Origin of the sequence: Sarcina ventriculi (assembly GCF_900456775.1) — a bacterium.
GTDB classification, from domain to species: domain Bacteria; phylum Bacillota; class Clostridia; order Clostridiales; family Clostridiaceae; genus Sarcina; species Sarcina ventriculi.
The window spans coordinates 119,240-135,260 of the sequence record NZ_UAUL01000011.1 but is presented as its reverse complement, the minus strand read 5'-3'; the positions used below and the strand labels follow the sequence as shown (position 1 = coordinate 135,260).

At 24.9% G+C, this 16,021-nt stretch carries 20 protein-coding genes; 9 read left to right on the top strand and 11 right to left on the bottom strand.

All coding sequences use genetic code 11. The features are described 5' to 3' along the window. Positions 1-130 precede the first annotated feature (130 nt). A complete protein-coding gene (locus DR020_RS10980; protein ID WP_112365965.1) occupies positions 131-331 on the top strand; it encodes a hypothetical protein in 201 nt (66 codons plus the stop codon). Between the two features lie 214 nt (positions 332-545). Here DR020_RS10980 and DR020_RS10975 read toward each other — a convergent pair whose 3' ends face one another. After that, entirely contained in the window at positions 546-1,106 is a 561-nt protein-coding gene (locus DR020_RS10975) for a GNAT family N-acetyltransferase (RefSeq protein WP_112365964.1), read from the bottom strand. Positions 1,107-1,424: 318 nt separating this feature from the next. Between DR020_RS10975 and DR020_RS10970 the strand changes: the two genes are divergently transcribed. Then, positions 1,425-2,852, top strand: a complete 1,428-nt coding sequence (locus DR020_RS10970) for a basic amino acid/polyamine antiporter (protein WP_112365963.1) — start codon at positions 1,425-1,427, stop codon at positions 2,850-2,852. A 69-nt stretch (positions 2,853-2,921) separates the two neighbouring features. Here DR020_RS10970 and DR020_RS12645 read toward each other — a convergent pair whose 3' ends face one another. From DR020_RS12645 to DR020_RS10955, 4 genes are all read right to left on the bottom strand, one after another. Further along, positions 2,922-3,044: a hypothetical protein gene (locus tag DR020_RS12645; protein ID WP_265327479.1), complete on the bottom strand. Its 123-nt coding sequence runs from the start codon at positions 3,042-3,044 to the stop codon at positions 2,922-2,924. 80 nt (positions 3,045-3,124) lie between these two features. Continuing rightward, a complete protein-coding gene (locus DR020_RS10965) occupies positions 3,125-4,531 on the bottom strand; it encodes an aldehyde dehydrogenase (RefSeq protein ID WP_112365962.1) in 1,407 nt (468 codons plus the stop codon). Between the two features lie 160 nt (positions 4,532-4,691). Then, positions 4,692-5,033: a cupin domain-containing protein gene (locus tag DR020_RS10960; RefSeq protein ID WP_112365961.1), complete on the bottom strand. Its 342-nt coding sequence runs from the start codon at positions 5,031-5,033 to the stop codon at positions 4,692-4,694. A gap of 4 nt (positions 5,034-5,037) precedes the next feature. Next, complete coding sequence (locus DR020_RS10955) at positions 5,038-5,376, bottom strand: cupin domain-containing protein (protein ID WP_055257472.1); 339 nt, start codon at positions 5,374-5,376, stop codon at positions 5,038-5,040. Between the two features lie 162 nt (positions 5,377-5,538). On the opposite strand from DR020_RS10955, the gene DR020_RS10950 reads away from it, so the two are divergent. Further along, positions 5,539-6,219: a Crp/Fnr family transcriptional regulator gene (locus tag DR020_RS10950; RefSeq protein WP_112365960.1), complete on the top strand. Its 681-nt coding sequence runs from the start codon at positions 5,539-5,541 to the stop codon at positions 6,217-6,219. A gap of 57 nt (positions 6,220-6,276) precedes the next feature. On the opposite strand, the gene DR020_RS10945 is transcribed toward DR020_RS10950, so the two are convergent. Continuing rightward, positions 6,277-6,873, bottom strand: a complete 597-nt coding sequence (locus DR020_RS10945) for a sugar O-acetyltransferase (RefSeq protein WP_112365959.1) — start codon at positions 6,871-6,873, stop codon at positions 6,277-6,279. A gap of 136 nt (positions 6,874-7,009) precedes the next feature. Next, positions 7,010-7,342 carry a hypothetical protein gene (locus tag DR020_RS10940; protein ID WP_112365958.1) on the bottom strand — a complete coding sequence of 111 codons (333 nt, stop codon included), beginning with the start codon at positions 7,340-7,342 and terminating at the stop codon, positions 7,010-7,012. A 237-nt stretch (positions 7,343-7,579) separates the two neighbouring features. Here DR020_RS10940 and DR020_RS10935 point away from each other — a divergent pair, with 237 nt between their 5' ends. The 3 genes from DR020_RS10935 to DR020_RS10925 all read left to right on the top strand — a co-directional run bounded on the left by DR020_RS10935 (position 7,580) and on the right by DR020_RS10925 (position 9,276). Next, a complete protein-coding gene (locus DR020_RS10935; protein WP_055257477.1) occupies positions 7,580-8,326 on the top strand; it encodes an alpha/beta family hydrolase in 747 nt (248 codons plus the stop codon). 84 nt (positions 8,327-8,410) lie between these two features. Further along, positions 8,411-8,692, top strand: a complete 282-nt coding sequence (locus tag DR020_RS10930) for an ATP cone domain-containing protein (RefSeq protein WP_112365957.1) — start codon at positions 8,411-8,413, stop codon at positions 8,690-8,692. 98 nt (positions 8,693-8,790) lie between these two features. Then, a complete protein-coding gene (locus DR020_RS10925; RefSeq protein WP_055257481.1) occupies positions 8,791-9,276 on the top strand; it encodes an HD domain-containing protein in 486 nt (161 codons plus the stop codon). A 103-nt stretch (positions 9,277-9,379) separates the two neighbouring features. Here DR020_RS10925 and DR020_RS10920 read toward each other — a convergent pair whose 3' ends face one another. After that, the gene (locus tag DR020_RS10920; RefSeq protein ID WP_058991698.1) at positions 9,380-11,440 is read right to left on the bottom strand and encodes a DUF262 domain-containing protein; all 2,061 of its coding nucleotides are present in this window, start codon (positions 11,438-11,440) and stop codon (positions 9,380-9,382) included. 162 nt (positions 11,441-11,602) lie between these two features. Here DR020_RS10920 and DR020_RS10915 point away from each other — a divergent pair, with 162 nt between their 5' ends. After that, positions 11,603-12,355, top strand: coding sequence for an acyltransferase (locus DR020_RS10915; protein WP_112365956.1), 753 nt, complete (start codon positions 11,603-11,605; stop codon positions 12,353-12,355). Positions 12,356-12,404: 49 nt separating this feature from the next. Here the strand turns inward: DR020_RS10915 and DR020_RS10910 are convergent, their stop codons facing one another. Both DR020_RS10910 and DR020_RS10905 read right to left on the bottom strand, forming a co-directional pair. Beyond that, on the bottom strand, positions 12,405-13,247 hold the full coding sequence (locus DR020_RS10910; protein ID WP_146739595.1) for a hypothetical protein: 843 nt from the start codon (positions 13,245-13,247) through the stop codon (positions 12,405-12,407). 30 nt (positions 13,248-13,277) lie between these two features. Further along, entirely contained in the window at positions 13,278-14,384 is a 1,107-nt protein-coding gene (locus tag DR020_RS10905; protein ID WP_112365955.1) for a YceG family protein, read from the bottom strand. Between the two features lie 208 nt (positions 14,385-14,592). Here DR020_RS10905 and DR020_RS10900 point away from each other — a divergent pair, with 208 nt between their 5' ends. Beyond that, a complete protein-coding gene (locus tag DR020_RS10900) occupies positions 14,593-14,880 on the top strand; it encodes an ATP cone domain-containing protein (protein WP_112365954.1) in 288 nt (95 codons plus the stop codon). A gap of 193 nt (positions 14,881-15,073) precedes the next feature. Next, the gene (locus DR020_RS10895; protein ID WP_235865696.1) at positions 15,074-15,589 is read left to right on the top strand and encodes an SRPBCC family protein; all 516 of its coding nucleotides are present in this window, start codon (positions 15,074-15,076) and stop codon (positions 15,587-15,589) included. 28 nt (positions 15,590-15,617) lie between these two features. Here the strand turns inward: DR020_RS10895 and DR020_RS10890 are convergent, their stop codons facing one another. Continuing rightward, positions 15,618-16,007 carry a hypothetical protein gene (locus tag DR020_RS10890; RefSeq protein WP_055257495.1) on the bottom strand — a complete coding sequence of 130 codons (390 nt, stop codon included), beginning with the start codon at positions 16,005-16,007 and terminating at the stop codon, positions 15,618-15,620. Positions 16,008-16,021: the final 14 nt, after the last annotated feature.

The following is a 16,021-nucleotide window of genomic DNA, read 5'->3' as shown; positions in this document are numbered from 1 at the left end:
ACACAAATTCAAATAATTTTAATGAAATAGAATATTTACATCAATATTAGAATAAATTTACATATAAGATTATTGAAAACATTTACTAAATGTTATATAATAATATTATAATAAATAGGGGGGATTGGATATGGGATTTACTTTTAAAGATATAAATGGGGAAATGTATGAACTACCTTATGAAGCAAATGCAAATTACATTGAAACTTCATGTGAATACAATGAAAAAGAAGATAATTCTTTATATTATGTAATGATAGACGGTAAAGCTATAAATATAAACAAGGAAACATATACAGCTATTGAAATATATAAAAACGCATTAAAATAAAGAAAAACTCCATACTAAATTTTATATTTAATATGGAGTTTTTCTTTATTTAACCCCCAACTTCGGAAAATATACATTTTCCGAAGTTGGGGGTTGGGATTTATTTTTAAAATTTCTACACAAAAAAATTTTAAACTATCATCAAATGTATTTTTCTACTTTTTAAACCATAGTAAAAATTATTTTTTTCTATAAATCATCATTGTACTCTATTCTATTTATGATAATCTGATTTTAAAATAGAATAGACAGCTAAATCTACAAACTCTTTATTTTTTCCTCTTCTAAATTCCCTCAAAGTTCCTTCATATTTCATTTTACATTTAAGCATAACCTTACCTGAAGCTATATTATCTACATGATGTTTCGCCTCTATTCTATTAAAATTTACTTTTGAGAATAAATAATTTATTACTTCTTCCAAAGCCTCACTCATAATCCCTTTTCCCCAATATTTTCTACTTAAACAATAACCTATTTCGCAAGATAAATTTTTTTCATTAAAATTTATTACTCCTATATTTCCGATTATATTGCAAGTATCTCTTAATTCAATCCCCCAGTTATATGTACTTGGAATTTTATAATTTAAAACCCAACTATCTAACAAATCTTTAGTTACATTTAAATTAGTATGAGGATTCCAAGTTAAATATTTCGTTACTTCTTCATCATTGGTCCAGTTTTTAAATACTTCCTCTGCATCAAATGCATTAAATTTCCTGAGTAAAAGTCTATTTGTATATATTTTTTTAGTTCCCATGTGAGTTAACATTTTCATTCCCTCCTATGAAATATTTTCCTACTTATTAGTATAATACTTATATAAAATATTTTTAATGGTAAGATTATATATTTTATGAAGTATAATATATAATTATGGTTAATTTTACAAAGTATATTATTGAAACATTTGGAATTAATAAATATATAAAAAAACACTTAATTTATTTTTATACTAATATATTGCATAAAAATAAATTAAGTGTATAATTATTTTGTATTGCAAAAAAAATAATATAATTTTAAATAATATATAGATTTTTTAAGATATTTTATAAAATTAAAAATTTCAATACTAAGGAGGAAATTAATGGGGAATGAAAAAAAATTAGGTCTTATTGGTCTTATCGGTATTATAATCGGAGCAATGGTTGGCGGTGCTATATTTAGTCTACCTTCACAAGTTGTTCAAGGCGCTGGTGGATTTGCGATAATAATTGGATGGATAATAGCAGGTATTGGTGTTTTTTCATTAGCATTTGTTTATCAACTACTTTCAAACAAGAAATCAGAACTAACTGGCGGAATATATAGTTACGCTAAAGAAGGCTTTGGAAAGTATATAGGGTTTAATTCCGCATGGATTTATTTTTTAAGCTCTATATTTGGTGATGTTGCTTATGTTTCATTATTATTTGGGGCGTTATCATACTTTTTTAATATATTCAATCTGAATGGAAATAACCTTCCATCAGTAATTTGCGGTTCTATAATTATATGGATTATAAATATGTTAATATTAAAAGGAATTAAACAAGCGGTATTTGTAAATACAGTAGTTACAATTGCCAAATTAATCCCAATCATAGTATTTATAGTTGTTGCAATAATTTTATTCCACGCTAACAATTTTTCTTTTGAATTTTTTGGGAGTCCAAGTTTAGGTAGCATATTTACTCAAGTAAAAAGTACAATGCTTGCAACACTTTGGTCTTTTGTTGGTATTGAAGGAGCTGTAGTTGTATCTGGAAGAGCTAAAAAATTATCTGATGTTGGTAAGGCTACTATAATTGGACTTTCTGGAACAATAATTTTATACATATTAATAACACTTTTATCTTTAGGTGTTATGAACAGAATGCACTTATCTCAACTTAATAATCCATCTATGGCATATATTCTTCAATTTGCTGTAGGTAAATGGGGAGCTATTATAATAAATGTAGGACTTGTAATATCTTTAATTGGTGCACTTTTAGGTTGGACTGTAATAACAGCAGAACTTCCATATGTTGCAGCTAAAGATGGAGTTATGCCTAAGTTTTTAGCTAAAGAAAATAAATTCAATGCACCCTCTTCATCATTATGGTTTACAAGTATAATAACTCAAATACTTATATTATATTCCTATTTTTCTAATAGTGGATATGAAATACTTTATTCCATAGCATCAACTGCTATATTAATTCCTTATTTTTTAAGTGCATTATTTTCTTTAAAAACAACTATAAAGGGAGACATATATATAAAAAGCTCCAAAGGAAAAATTAAAGATATGATTGCATCTATAATGGCGGTAATATATACTATATGGCTCTTATATGCAGCAGGCCCTAAATACATATTATTAAATTGTATTCTTTTTGCAATAGGTCTTATACTATTTATATGGGCTAAAAAAGAATCTAATGAAAAGATATTTAATGCTTGGTACGAAATTTTAATAGCAATTATAATCATAATAGGTGCAGTTATAGCAATATATCTTATGGCTACTGGAGTTATATCAGCAACTTAATAGATTTATTAAATAATTTAAAGACATAAAAAAGAAACTGTAACTTTACAATACAGTTTCTTTTTTATGTTATTTCTTTACTATAGAATTTGCTTTACTTATCTTAAAGCCTACTATAACTAAACCTATAATACCTGTTATAGCAATTGATGATATTCCACTTGTAATAGCACACACTTGAGTTTTAGTCATAAATATTCCCCCCACTTTTGATATACAAGTTTAAGTTTTTATATTTTGTTATTTAAGGTATATTATATCATAAAAACAATTTACTTCATAAAAAATTTTTTGACTAAAACTAACCTGTTTTTATATGGCGGAAATACTAATTTAAGTTCAATTTTTGTACTCTTTTTAACAATAGCCTTTTCATATGTAAAACAATCAAAACTACTTTTTCCATGATATCGCCCCATACCTGATGTCCCTACTCCACCAAAAGGCAAGGATTTAGATGCAACATGAGATATCGTATCATTTATACACCCTCCTCCAAATGAAAACTTTTTTATTATATATTCTCCAAAAGACATGTTTTCAGTAAATACATAGAGTGCTAATGGATTTTTATGCGCTTTCAAATAAAGACTTATATCATTTATATCATTATAAGGTATAACTGGCAAGATAGGACCAAATACCTCTTCCTTCATAGATTCATTTTCTAAATTAATATCTTTTAAAATAGTTGGGGCAATATATTTATCTTCCATATCAAAATTTCCACCAAAATATATATGATTTTTATCTCTCTCAAGTATATGTTTAAGTCTATTCATATGTTTGCCATTTACAATTCGCCCAAACTCACTATTTGATTTAATATCATTTCCGAAAAAATTCACAGTAGCCCTTTTTAATTCTTCAAGCAATTTATCATAAATACTTACGTGAGCTAATACATAATCAGGTGCTACACAAGTTTGTCCAGCATTAGTTAACTTTCCCCACATTATACGTTTCGCAGCTAAACTAAGCTTTGCACTTTCATGAACAATAACTGGAGATTTTCCACCAAGTTCCAAAGTTACAGGAATGAGATTCTGGCTAGCCTTTTGCATAACTATTTTCCCAACCCCGACACTTCCAGTAAAAAATATATAATCAAATTTCATATCTAAAAGAACGCTGTTAACTTTATAATCTCCAGTAACAACTGTAACATATTCTTCTTTAAAGGCTTTATTTATAATTTTTTTAATCACACATTCAACATTTGGTGTAAATTCAGAAGGTTTTAAAACAGCAGTATTTCCACCAGCTATAGCCCCTAGAAGAGGTTCAAATAAAAGTTGAAAAGGATAATTATATGGACCTATAATTAAAACCTTACCATAAGGACTTTTATAAATTAATGATTTTCCAATCCATTGAGCTACCTCACTTTTAACTTTTTTAATTTTATTCCATTTTCTTATATTTTTAATTGCATATGAAATTGAACTATAAATAAATCCAACCTCTGTTGAATATGCTTCAAAGCTACATTTACCCAAATCCTTTTTCAAAGCAGTCATAATATCACTTTCATAATACTTTATAGCTTCTTTTAAAGATTTTAAAGCTTCAATCCTCTTATTTATAGAAATTAACCCTTTTTCTAAAAATTGATCTTGTTTATATAAAATACATTGAATATTCTTATAAAGTTGCTTATATTCATCTGAAAAATACATTTTATTACTCCTTAATAAAAATAAGTTTATATTTCAATTATAAAATATGAAAGAAAAAATTTATATAAAAATTCACAAAAAAGCTTAATTAAATAAATTAAAAAGACTACTAAAAATTCAATTTTAGCAGTCTTTTACACAATAATGTATTATATAAATTTTATTTTTCATTTTTAACCAATATATTAAAGATTTTTGTATCTGTTAAAGCTTCTAAACCATAATCAACATTTGCTTCTAAAGCTATAATTCGACCTTTCTCTAAAACAGTTTCATCATTTTTATTATATACAACCTTTATAGATCCTTCTATACAAACAAACAATGTTTCCATTTCATAATGTTCTTTATCTATACTTTCTCCTTTGGCAAAAGAAAAAAATCTTATCTCCATGTTATTATCATCTATTAGCGCTTTACTAGCTATTTTACTTCCACTATGCTTTATCATATCAGCCATATTAATAGCTTCAAATGGAGTTATGTTTCTTAAATATTTCAAAATATTAACCCTCCTTAACCACTACTAAAAGCATTTTCATATCTTCTTTAGCTGTAACTTGATGTTGAATATTAGCAGGCATAACAACCATTTGTCCTTTATGAGCCTCCATCACTTCATCACCAATTTTTACTGTTGCCACACCTTCATGTATATATATTAAAGCATCTCCTTTAGCTGCATGAGGTCCAACACCCTCTCCTTTTCCAAAAGCTAGTGCAGTTAAACCAACACCTTTTTGTTGTGCCATTGTTACAGTCTCTACTTGCCCTTCATTACAACTTACTAAGCTATCAAAATCTACTGCCTTTGCTATATCTATATTTTTTATTAATTCTTTCATATCTATCTCCCCTTCTTAAAACATTTTAATTTTCTATATTATTTTAATTATTTACAACAACATTTATTTATGTAAGTATAACCTTTTATTTATTGGTGTATGTAAATTATAATATAATTATAAAAATAATTATGTCTATTATTAGACACTTTGGAGGATTTTATGAATAATCTATGCTTAAAATTAAAAAAATCTTACCTTTTTAAAGATATAGATTTAGAAATTTTAGAAAAAATATTAAAAACATTAAAATATAAAATAGTATATTTAGAGAAAAAAGAAATTTTGTTTGATGCATTTACTAATATAAACTACATAGCTTTATTATTAGATGGAAAAATCTCAATTGAAAAACTATTACCATCTGGTAAATCAGTTATTATCCAAACTAAAAATCCTGGAGAAATTTTTGGTGAAGTTGCAGCCTTTTCTAACACAACTCAATATCCGTGCAATACAATAGCCAAGGAAAAATCAACTATAATATTATGGACAAGAGATTCATTCTTTCAACTTATTAAATCTAATGAAAATATTTTAAAAAATTTTTTAACATTAATTTCAAATAAAGCTTATTTTTTAAATTTAAAGGTTGAATGTCTTTCGTTTTCTTTAGCTAAAGAAAGGGTTGCATATTCTCTTATAAATGAATTTGAAATTAATAAAAATTCTTTAATAGTTTTACCATTTTCAAAAAGTACCTGGGCAGATAACTTAAACATTTCAAGGGCTTCTTTATATAAGGAATTAGAAGTGTTATTAAAAGATAGTATTATAGAAATAATAGACTCTAAAACAATAAAAATAATAGATTTTAATAAATTATATGAGATTATTAGATGATTTCATTTGTATTTTAATAAAGAGCAATTTAATTTCTTAGATTGCTCTTTATCTATGTTAATAGATGATTTCAAGAGGATTAATCTTATCTTTTTCTGTAATTTTTCTGATAACCCTGCAAGGATTTCCAACAGCTATAACATTTTCTGGTATATCTTTAATGACAACGCTACCAGCGCCTATTACACTACCTCTTCCAATTGTTACTCCACCACAAACCACAGTATTTGCTCCAATCCAAACATCATCTTCTAAAGTTATTGGTTTAGATGTACATACTGCATCTTTAGTTCTTTGTTTAGGATCTATCGCATGACCAGAACATGCTAAACAAACTCCAGGCGCAATAAAAGCATTTGCTCCGATATGTACAGGTGATGTATCTAATATAGTACAATTATAATTTATAAGAGTAAACCCGTGTGTATGAATATTAAATCCATAATCACAACGAAAAGTTGGCTCAATAGCTGTTGATGGATGACAAGTCCCAAATAACTCCTTTAAAATTTTACTACGTTTTTCATCTTCATCTGGTGAAGTTTGATTAAACTCCCAACAAAGATTTTTTGCTCTTTTTTGCACATCTAAAAATTCATCAGAATGTTTATACGCAAAACTTTTATCTGTTTTCATCATTTCTAATATGTTCATTTAATCCTCCATTTTATCTTATGTATTATTTTTTTATTTTATTATATCATATATTTTTATTATATAAGATTTAATTTAAAAAAGAGTACTCAAATATGAGTGCTCTTTTACTTTTATCACCAATAAATATTAAATATTATTTTTGCATAGAACATTTAGTATTTTCTATTTCTTTTAAATATTCAGTACACACATTAACAGCCTCATCTAATGTATTATGAAGTATAATATCTCGAGCTTTAATATACTTTTGAAGAAAAATATTTTCTTCCCCTATTCCTTCCATAGCACTTGTTTCTTTAATTATATTGCTCATTCTACTATATATATCCTCACATGCATAAGCTATATCATCACCAAATAGATATTTATCTATTCTATTTAAATCTGTTAAAGCTTTTTGATAAGACCTACTCAATATATCCAATAATTTAATCTCATTACTAATCTTTACTTCTGTTGTTCCCATTATAAACTCCTCCTATTTATTAAATAATCAATAGATAAAAAATTTATTTTAGTTAATTTATAGAATTAGTACTATTATTTTATTTTAAACCTAAATTTTAATCAATTCAAGCTTATAAATATTTTTTTATTTTCAAATCATAATATACGCTTTATTTAAATAAACTATTCGGTTTATAATTAATAGTACAAGCATATAATTAAAAATATGTAACTATACTGTAAAGGAGGATATTAAATGATTTATATTATTCCTATATTTATATGTGTAATTTTTATATTATCTATAATGTTTTTTATTTGGGCTAATAGTACATATAAACCTACAATACTTGCAACTATATCTATGTTGAGTGATAATTTAGTAACCATAACTAAAGATAAATATATTGTGTTTACTCCAAATAATATAACCCCTTCAAATGGTTTTATATTCTATCCTGGAGCTAAAATAAAACCAGAAGCCTATGCCCCTTTATGTAGAAAAATATGCATGGAAGGTTTTTTAGTTGTAATTGCTCCTATGACTTTAAATTTAGCGATATTTTCTCCAAATAAAGCTAAAGATATTATAAACAGATTTGACAATATAAATACATGGGCTATTGGTGGACACTCACTTGGTGGAGCTATGGCTAGCAATTATGCTTTAAAAGATTCCAAAATTAATAGCGTTGTATTTTATGCATCGTATCCAGCTAAAAATAAATTTAAAGATTATAATAAAGATGTTTTAAGTATATACGGAGATTTAGATGGCGTTGCAAAGCTAGAAAATATTAAAGGTCCAAATCTGCCTAAAAATTCTACGTTTATTGAAATTAAAGGTGGAAATCATGCTCAATTTGGAAGCTATGGAGAGCAATCAGGTGATAACAAAGCGACAATAAGTGATGAAAAACAGATAAATTTAGCTTCTAAATGTACTATAAATTTTCTAAACAATATTAATAACCCTATTGAAATGCAATATAAATTAAGTTGATTTTTTTATTAAAAAGCTAAATATACTATTTCGAAAATTACTTAAAAATCATATGATATAGTAAATGATTAAAGAGGAAATATTATGAAAGTTATAAAAAGAAATGGTTCTATATATGAGCTTAATGTAGATAAATTAAAAACAAGTATATTAAATTCAGCTAGTGATATAAATATTTTATTAACACAATCAGATATAAAACTGATAGTTAATCAAGCATTTCATATACTAAATACTATTGATAAAAATAATAAATCACGTATTACATCAACTTATGAGCTTAGAGGCATAATTCATTATGTTTTAGTTAAACATGGATTTAAAAATGTAGCTAGTTCTTATATGGATATTGGTTTTAGAAAATAATTATTAGTAAGTAGTATTTAAAAGAAATCTTTTATTGCTATGAAATTATAACAATGTTATAATAACACTAATTTTTTATGCAATCGAAAGGAGTTATTATGACAGTTTCAGAAATAGTAAAAAAAATGATTGATTATTCTAAAGGAAATTTACATGATATAAATCATTTTATGAAAGTATACGCTTATGCTAAAGTTATTGGTGAATGTGAAAATTTAGATAAAGAAACTCAAACTATATTAGAAGTCTCAGCAATAGTTCATGATATCGCTTGCCCTCTTTGCCGTGAAAAATATGGAAACACAAATGGCAAATATCAAGAAATTGAGGGCGAGATTTTAACAGCAGAATTTTTAAAAGATACAGGATATTCTGATGAGTTTATTAATCATGTAATTTTTTTAGTTGGTCATCATCATACCTTTAAAGATATTAAAGACATAGCACACCAAATTTTAATTGAAGCTGACTATATAGTTAATGCTGAAGAGAGTAAATATTCAAAATCGAATATTGAAAACACAATGAATAATATTTTTAAGACAACAACAGGTACTTCATTATTAAAATCTATTTATGGATAATAAAATAAAAAAACTCAGATTATTTATCTGAGTTTTTTATTTTATTAAATTTTAACTTAGCAAAGTATACAATTTAAGATCAACATTCATACGGATACTAAATTTATTTAATATAAAATATTAATTCATTATAATCTATTGAATATTCATCAAATATTGATCTTAAAGTCTCTAATTTCGATTCTGTACTTAAATTTTTTTCTATATATAAATTATGATCAATTTTTAATGGATTTCTAAGCATATTTATTTCTGTAGAAAAACGCTTCTTTAAATGTTCCTTTTCAAAGTTTTTCTTTGTTAACCTTTTAAAAGGTATTGGATCTATACTATATAATTTAAAGCAAATTTTTTCATATAATCCTGTCCAATCTTTTACATTCACATTTTCATCCCTAAATATATATCTTGAAGCTTTAGAGTTTGTAAAATCATCAGTATCACCTAATGTAAATAAATTTTCAATATTTTCATTTACAGTATATTTAATTTCGGGATATTTCCATATATTTTTAGCTATAGTATATAATCTTAAAGCTCTTTTTTTTATATTTTCTTCATTCCAACAATCTATTTCGCTTAAATATTTATTTAATTTTAATCTACTTTCTTTAAATCCTTTTTCCATATCTCTTTTCTCAATAAAAGTTTTATTACTTAAAGAAGAATTGTATCCTGTTAACGTTAAATTTCCAATTGTATTTATATATTTATCATATATTTCAATGTGTCTATCTCCTAATTCCTTTTTCCACACTGTTGTTAATTTTTGAGGCATAATATGCTCAATACTTAGTTTATTATCATTAATTAAATTTTCTATATCAACTTTTTCATTATTGTTGTAATTCTCCAATCTCTCTAATAAATAAAGCTTATTTTTACTTTTCCAATTATAAATATTTTCTTGAATAAAATATTTTTTAAATTCACTATCATTAGGAAACCTTTGAGATGATTTTTTAATACTTAATATATATTTTAGAATTTCTAAATAATTCTCTTTATAATTATCCATTTTTTTTATTTCTTTACACATATTCATAAAAACTTTATTCAGAGCATTTGTAGGAACTTTACATAGTATTCTTCTGAATATATAGGTTTCTATAACACTAAAAATTTCAATGATATCTGTCTTATTTATAAGATTTTCATGATAGTCATCTAATACTTCTAAAAAGAAAGGATATGCTACTGTTACCTCTAGTTTATTTATTCTTTTTAAGCTTTCATCTACTTCCTTTATTCCAAAACTATTTTTAATTATTTGCTTATAATATACTGAGAATTTAAGCATATCTTTCAAACAGTCTTCTATTTTAATATTTCCATTTTGGATATATCTTTTAAAGTTTATATATATTTTATTGATATTGGTTATCTTATTTTCTTTCATTGTTAAATAATCTCTTATAAATTGAGTTACTTTAAAATTTGTATTATTTTCTATTTTATTCCAATAAATATTATATAATTTATCTTGCCTTTCTGAAGATTCATTCATTAAAATAAAATTTCTAACTTTATCTGCATCTGTTAAATCTAATCCTGTAGAGTTCAAGCTTTCAAATATTAATTGAGGATCATCTTCACCATTTTTCAATTCTATTTCTACAATCATTAGTCTTTCTATAGCTGAGTATAAATCATCTATGCTTATTTCCTCATTAAGAATTCTATCATAAAAATACTTATAATTTGCAGTTATATTTGAATCATCTATCAAGTCTTGATTTAAAAATATTCTTTCTAAAGCCTTCCTATCATCCTTAATAGGTTTTAATTTATTTTTATTTTCTAATGAAGAATATTGATTTATTAAATATTGATTTAATATTTTTTCCTTAATGATAACTCCAGATTTTAATTTATTTTCACTTAAAATATTGTATATAGCTAATAACAACAAGTTTATAGTAGTTATTCTTTGTTGTCCATCAATTATAAGATATTCTCTTCCTTTTGCAATATCATTGTATATTGAAACTATTGAACCAAAAAAATGATTTTTATAACCATTATTAATCATTTCAATTAAATCATTATATAACTGACAACATTGTTCTTTTTTCCAGTTATAATTTCTTTGATATACAGGAATTACAAAATTAGTATCCGAAGATTCTAAAAACCTAATTAAATATTTTTCATTGGCCTTCATTGATATGCCCCCCTTAATTTTAATTACTATGCTTTATTAAATATAATTTTACCATAAATAACATTAATAACATTAATAAAACTATATTTTTTACTTGCCTTAGAGTTAACACTAAGGTTTATAATGTTATTCGAAAACATATGTAACTTAGGAGGAAAAACTATGAGTAAAGGAAATATAACAGGAGAAAATAATAAAATAATTTTTACATTTTCTAATGGAGATGAAATAAATTATTTAGAATTAAACGATAATAAAATAAATGAATCTAATATTAATATACTAGGTAATAATAATAAAATAATGTTATTTGCCAAGTCAGAAGAGGATATTTTAAATATTTTATCAAATAAAGGATTATCTATATCAATTGTAGGTGATAATAATCTAGTTAAAATGGGTGACGTTACTTTTGGGTTTAATGAAGCTTTAGGTATAAATGGTTTATCCTTATCAATAGGTGGACCAGCAACTAACTGGATAGATCCAAACGCATTAAGATATGCAAATAACTGTAAAGTTATATTAGGAAATAATATTTTAATTAATGGTGTTCGCATGTATCTTCAAGATAGCTCCTCTTCTATTACAGTTGGAGATAACTGCATGTTTAGTTGGGGAATTGATGTGTGGTGCACTGACGCTCATACCATTACAGACTTAGATGGTAATCCTCTTAATTATGGTAAGAGTATTGAAATTGGAAATCACGTATGGATTGGAAAAGATGTTAAGATTGGAAAAAATACAAAAATATCAGATGACAGCATTGTTGGTTGGAACAGCTTAGTAACTAGAAAATTTGATGAATCTAATATTATTATTGCAGGTAATCCAGCTAAAATAATTAAGAAAAACATTAATTGGAATGCTAGATGTTTAAACTGTTATGAAGATTATATGAATTTAAAATAACTAAAAAATGAAAAGGGGTTTAATCTCCTTCTCATTTTTGTTTTTATTCCTATACCATATAATAAAATAATAATATTATTACAATTATTGCTATGGCTATAAAACCTACTGATATAACTCCATCTAATTTTTTAGGTTTTGGTACTATATTTTTCTTCATATCCATTTCATATTTATACTGTTGTGGATCTATCGTATTTTCTAGTGATTCTTGTGGCATTTTTTTAGAGTTAAATAAATTTTCTTGTTCACCATTTTTTTGTCCATGGCTTACTTTATACCTTTTTATATATCTTACATATCTAGATGGATCATTTTTTATTAAATTTTCATTTAACATAAATTCTAAATAATTCTCTAATGTCATTGAATCATAATTAGTTTTATCTCTTGAATCATCAGAACCAAATAATATTCCATCTAAATATTTTAAACACATTTTCGTTTTAAACCATACCTCATGTGAATATCTATCTTCTTTCTTATGTTTACATAATAATCTAGTGTAATTATCTAAATAATCTACCAAAGAATCTTTATCTAAAGGAGGAAATGCAGTTCTCATATATTCCATTCCTCTTATTAAATTATTTTCATATAACAGTTTAGGCTTTACTGAATCTTGATATATATCATCTGTAACATTTATTCCTTTAGCTAAATTATACTCATATATAACATTTCTTAACTCATTTATAACATTAGAATAAATTTCTATACATTCTCTTTTTTCTTGTTCTGTGCTATATTTCTTTACATCTTTTTTTAACAAATTTTCTAATAAAGTTATTTTAATTCCTAGTTTCTCAATCGCCTCTTCATCGCTATTTAGTAAATTAACTACAAAAGCTTTATCTAAATATCTATATATTGTTTCTCCATTTCCCATCACAAGATTCCTCTCCCTCCTAAATAACTTAGACTACGAAAATAATTTCTTTTCCATCTTTTTAAATATTGCATCTGATTTTTTTAATAATTTTTTATAATCTTCAATAGATGAATCATATTTAAAATTTGTTAATCCAGCTACGATATCCTCATCTACTAAAGCCCTACCTCTTAATAATTCTCCTAATTTTTCTATATAATTTTTATTAACTTTATTATTTATTTGTGGCAATTTTAATTCTGAATATATATTTTCTGATAATACATCCATAGATCCATCATTTGCAGATGGAATAAACACTATTACATCAAATCCTATATTATGTAGGTAGCCTAAAAGTAATGATTCATCTTTTTTTATAATTTCTTGATTTTCTTTAAACATTATTATTTTGGGTGGTATATTTGAAATTGTATAATTATTTATTTTATCTACTATACTTTGCTTTAATTTTCCTATTGATTTATATAACTCTATATATTCATATTTGTCTATATCTTTAACAATATCTTTACTCATGATATATCTGTTTAATTCTTCTACAAGGTATTTTCTAACTATTTTTGTGAATTTTCCTAAATTATCTATTATCCCATATTCTTTAACAAGTTCATCACTAGGATTTAATATTTCATCAATATCAAACTCCCTAGTTTCTTCATTAAATGGAACATAACCTTGCGTATGTAAACTTAAAATTTTCATTAAGTTTTCATTAAGTTTTTCTTTATCTAAGCTTTTACCATTTAATTTATCTGCTATATCAATTCCATCTAATAAACTTAAAGTAGTTTCGGCTTCATCTTCAAAAAGTTCTTTTATATTTTGTATATACACGCTATTAGAAGATGTTTTACAAAAATCTAACAATTTAGCATATCTATAAGGTTCCATATGAACACCCTTTATTATTTCAAAAAACAATGGAATTTGCATATACTCTTTTTCACCATCATAACAAGGTCTAACTATTATAGCTTCATTTAATGCAGCTGTTATATCTTCTTCTATACACTCTAATGTAACTAGCTGTTTTTTCATATCTCTAAAATATCCTCTCTTGTAACCTAAACCTTCAGGTAAGACACATCCTTCTAAATCTTCTTGGATTTTTTTTGTTTGTGTTTTCATTTTCATCTTAAAATTCCACCTTTCTTTTTTGAAAATAAAAATTTATATAAATCGTGTGTTTTATTTCTAAAATCTTACTTTTTATTCTATTATAATATAATATCATTTTTTATCAGCCTTGTTAACTAAGAAATCAATTACAAGATTTTATTGTATGAATTTTATTTTCATGCTATAATATGTAATAATTTCAATTAACAAGGGGGACAATATAATGAAAGTAAGAAAAAGAAATGGTTTTATATATGATTTTGAAGTTAATAAAATAAAAACAAGCATCTTAAATTCAGCATTAAATGCTAATATTTCCTTAACAGATTCAGATATTAAATCTTTAATTAATGAAATACTATATATAATAAATAATATTCATAAAAATAATCCAAGTCGTGTAACATCTGCTTATGAACTTAAAGGAATAGTTTATTGTGCTTTAGTTAACGAAGGTTTTAAAGATATAGCTACATCTTATATGGATACTAATTTTAGAAAATACTCTTAACCAAATTAAGAGAAGGAAGTCATAGAAATTCTATGGCTTTTTTTATTCTCTAAAATTTATACTATCATTTTAGATAGTATATTACAAAAAAGTACGTTCTTGCTTTTAAGAAAATTACTGATAAAATAATATTATAATTAATTAACTTTTACATAGTATTAAAAATAATTTTGAATTAAAGGAGTAATAAAACATGATGAATGAAATTTTATGGCCAAAAAAATACTTACCAGGAACAACAGATAATTTCGTATCAAACGAAAAAATTGTTAAAGATATGACTGCTGAAGAGGTATGGAAATATTTAAATAACACATCTATGTGGTCTAAATATTACAACAACTCTTCTGATATTCATTTTTATAATATATCAGGTCCAAATTTAGCTACTAATGCTAGGTTTAGGTTTAATACGTTTGGATTTAGAGTGGAAGCTGAAGTATTAGAATACATTCCACCTATAAATGGAAATCCAGCTAGAGTAGCATGGCATGGTTGGTCTGGAGAAACTGAAGACACCAAATTAGATGTATACCATGCTTGGCTTATTGAAAATATTTCTGAAGGAAGAGTTCGTATATTAACTCAAGAATCTCAAATTGGAAAACCTGCAAAAGAATTAGCTCAAACAAAACCTAATCCAATGATAAATGGACATCAAGATTGGTTGGATGGATTAGTTAACGCAACTAAAACTAATTTAAAATAAAAAAATAAGCTATGAATTAATTCATAGCTTATTTTTTCTTTATCCTTCTAACTCCAGGATAAATTTCATCTGTCATTTCTTCTAAAATTAAATCATCATTTAAATCCATATCTTCAATATACTCAATATGCTCAAATGCATCTTCATATTCACTATCTAACTCTTTTAATTTTAATTCCCAGTCTATATCATCTAAAGATTCAACCTCATCATTGTCGTAAGATAATTCATCTTCTTCTATTATTGGTTCTTCTGATTCTAAATTATCATTCAATTCATATTTTTCTTCTACAATTTTTGATATTTCTTGAAGATTTATAGCTTTTGTATCTACACCTTCAAGTTCTAAACATTTACCACAATTATCACAAATTTTATCTAGTCCAATATCACAAAAATCATCATTAAAATTTTCCATCTTTTCACCTCTTA

Coding starts and splice junctions, on each gene's coding strand:
- DR020_RS10895 (WP_235865696.1), top strand. CDS start 15,074: ATGATGAATGAAATTTTATGGCCAAAAAAATACTTACCAGGAACAACA.
- DR020_RS10890 (WP_055257495.1), bottom strand. CDS start 16,007: ATGGAAAATTTTAATGATGATTTTTGTGATATTGGACTAGATAAAATT.
- DR020_RS10900 (WP_112365954.1), top strand. CDS start 14,593: ATGAAAGTAAGAAAAAGAAATGGTTTTATATATGATTTTGAAGTTAAT.
- DR020_RS10975 (WP_112365964.1), bottom strand. CDS start 1,106: ATGTTAACTCACATGGGAACTAAAAAAATATATACAAATAGACTTTTA.
- DR020_RS10925 (WP_055257481.1), top strand. CDS start 8,791: ATGACAGTTTCAGAAATAGTAAAAAAAATGATTGATTATTCTAAAGGA.
- DR020_RS10935 (WP_055257477.1), top strand. CDS start 7,580: ATGATTTATATTATTCCTATATTTATATGTGTAATTTTTATATTATCT.
- DR020_RS10980 (WP_112365965.1), top strand. CDS start 131: ATGGGATTTACTTTTAAAGATATAAATGGGGAAATGTATGAACTACCT.
- DR020_RS10940 (WP_112365958.1), bottom strand. CDS start 7,342: ATGGGAACAACAGAAGTAAAGATTAGTAATGAGATTAAATTATTGGAT.
- DR020_RS10955 (WP_055257472.1), bottom strand. CDS start 5,376: ATGAAAGAATTAATAAAAAATATAGATATAGCAAAGGCAGTAGATTTT.
- DR020_RS10965 (WP_112365962.1), bottom strand. CDS start 4,531: ATGTATTTTTCAGATGAATATAAGCAACTTTATAAGAATATTCAATGT.
- DR020_RS12645 (WP_265327479.1), bottom strand. CDS start 3,044: ATGACTAAAACTCAAGTGTGTGCTATTACAAGTGGAATATCATCAATT.
- DR020_RS10930 (WP_112365957.1), top strand. CDS start 8,411: ATGAAAGTTATAAAAAGAAATGGTTCTATATATGAGCTTAATGTAGAT.
- DR020_RS10915 (WP_112365956.1), top strand. CDS start 11,603: ATGAGTAAAGGAAATATAACAGGAGAAAATAATAAAATAATTTTTACA.
- DR020_RS10950 (WP_112365960.1), top strand. CDS start 5,539: ATGAATAATCTATGCTTAAAATTAAAAAAATCTTACCTTTTTAAAGAT.
- DR020_RS10970 (WP_112365963.1), top strand. CDS start 1,425: ATGGGGAATGAAAAAAAATTAGGTCTTATTGGTCTTATCGGTATTATA.
- DR020_RS10945 (WP_112365959.1), bottom strand. CDS start 6,873: ATGAACATATTAGAAATGATGAAAACAGATAAAAGTTTTGCGTATAAA.
- DR020_RS10920 (WP_058991698.1), bottom strand. CDS start 11,440: ATGAAGGCCAATGAAAAATATTTAATTAGGTTTTTAGAATCTTCGGAT.
- DR020_RS10905 (WP_112365955.1), bottom strand. CDS start 14,384: ATGAAAATGAAAACACAAACAAAAAAAATCCAAGAAGATTTAGAAGGA.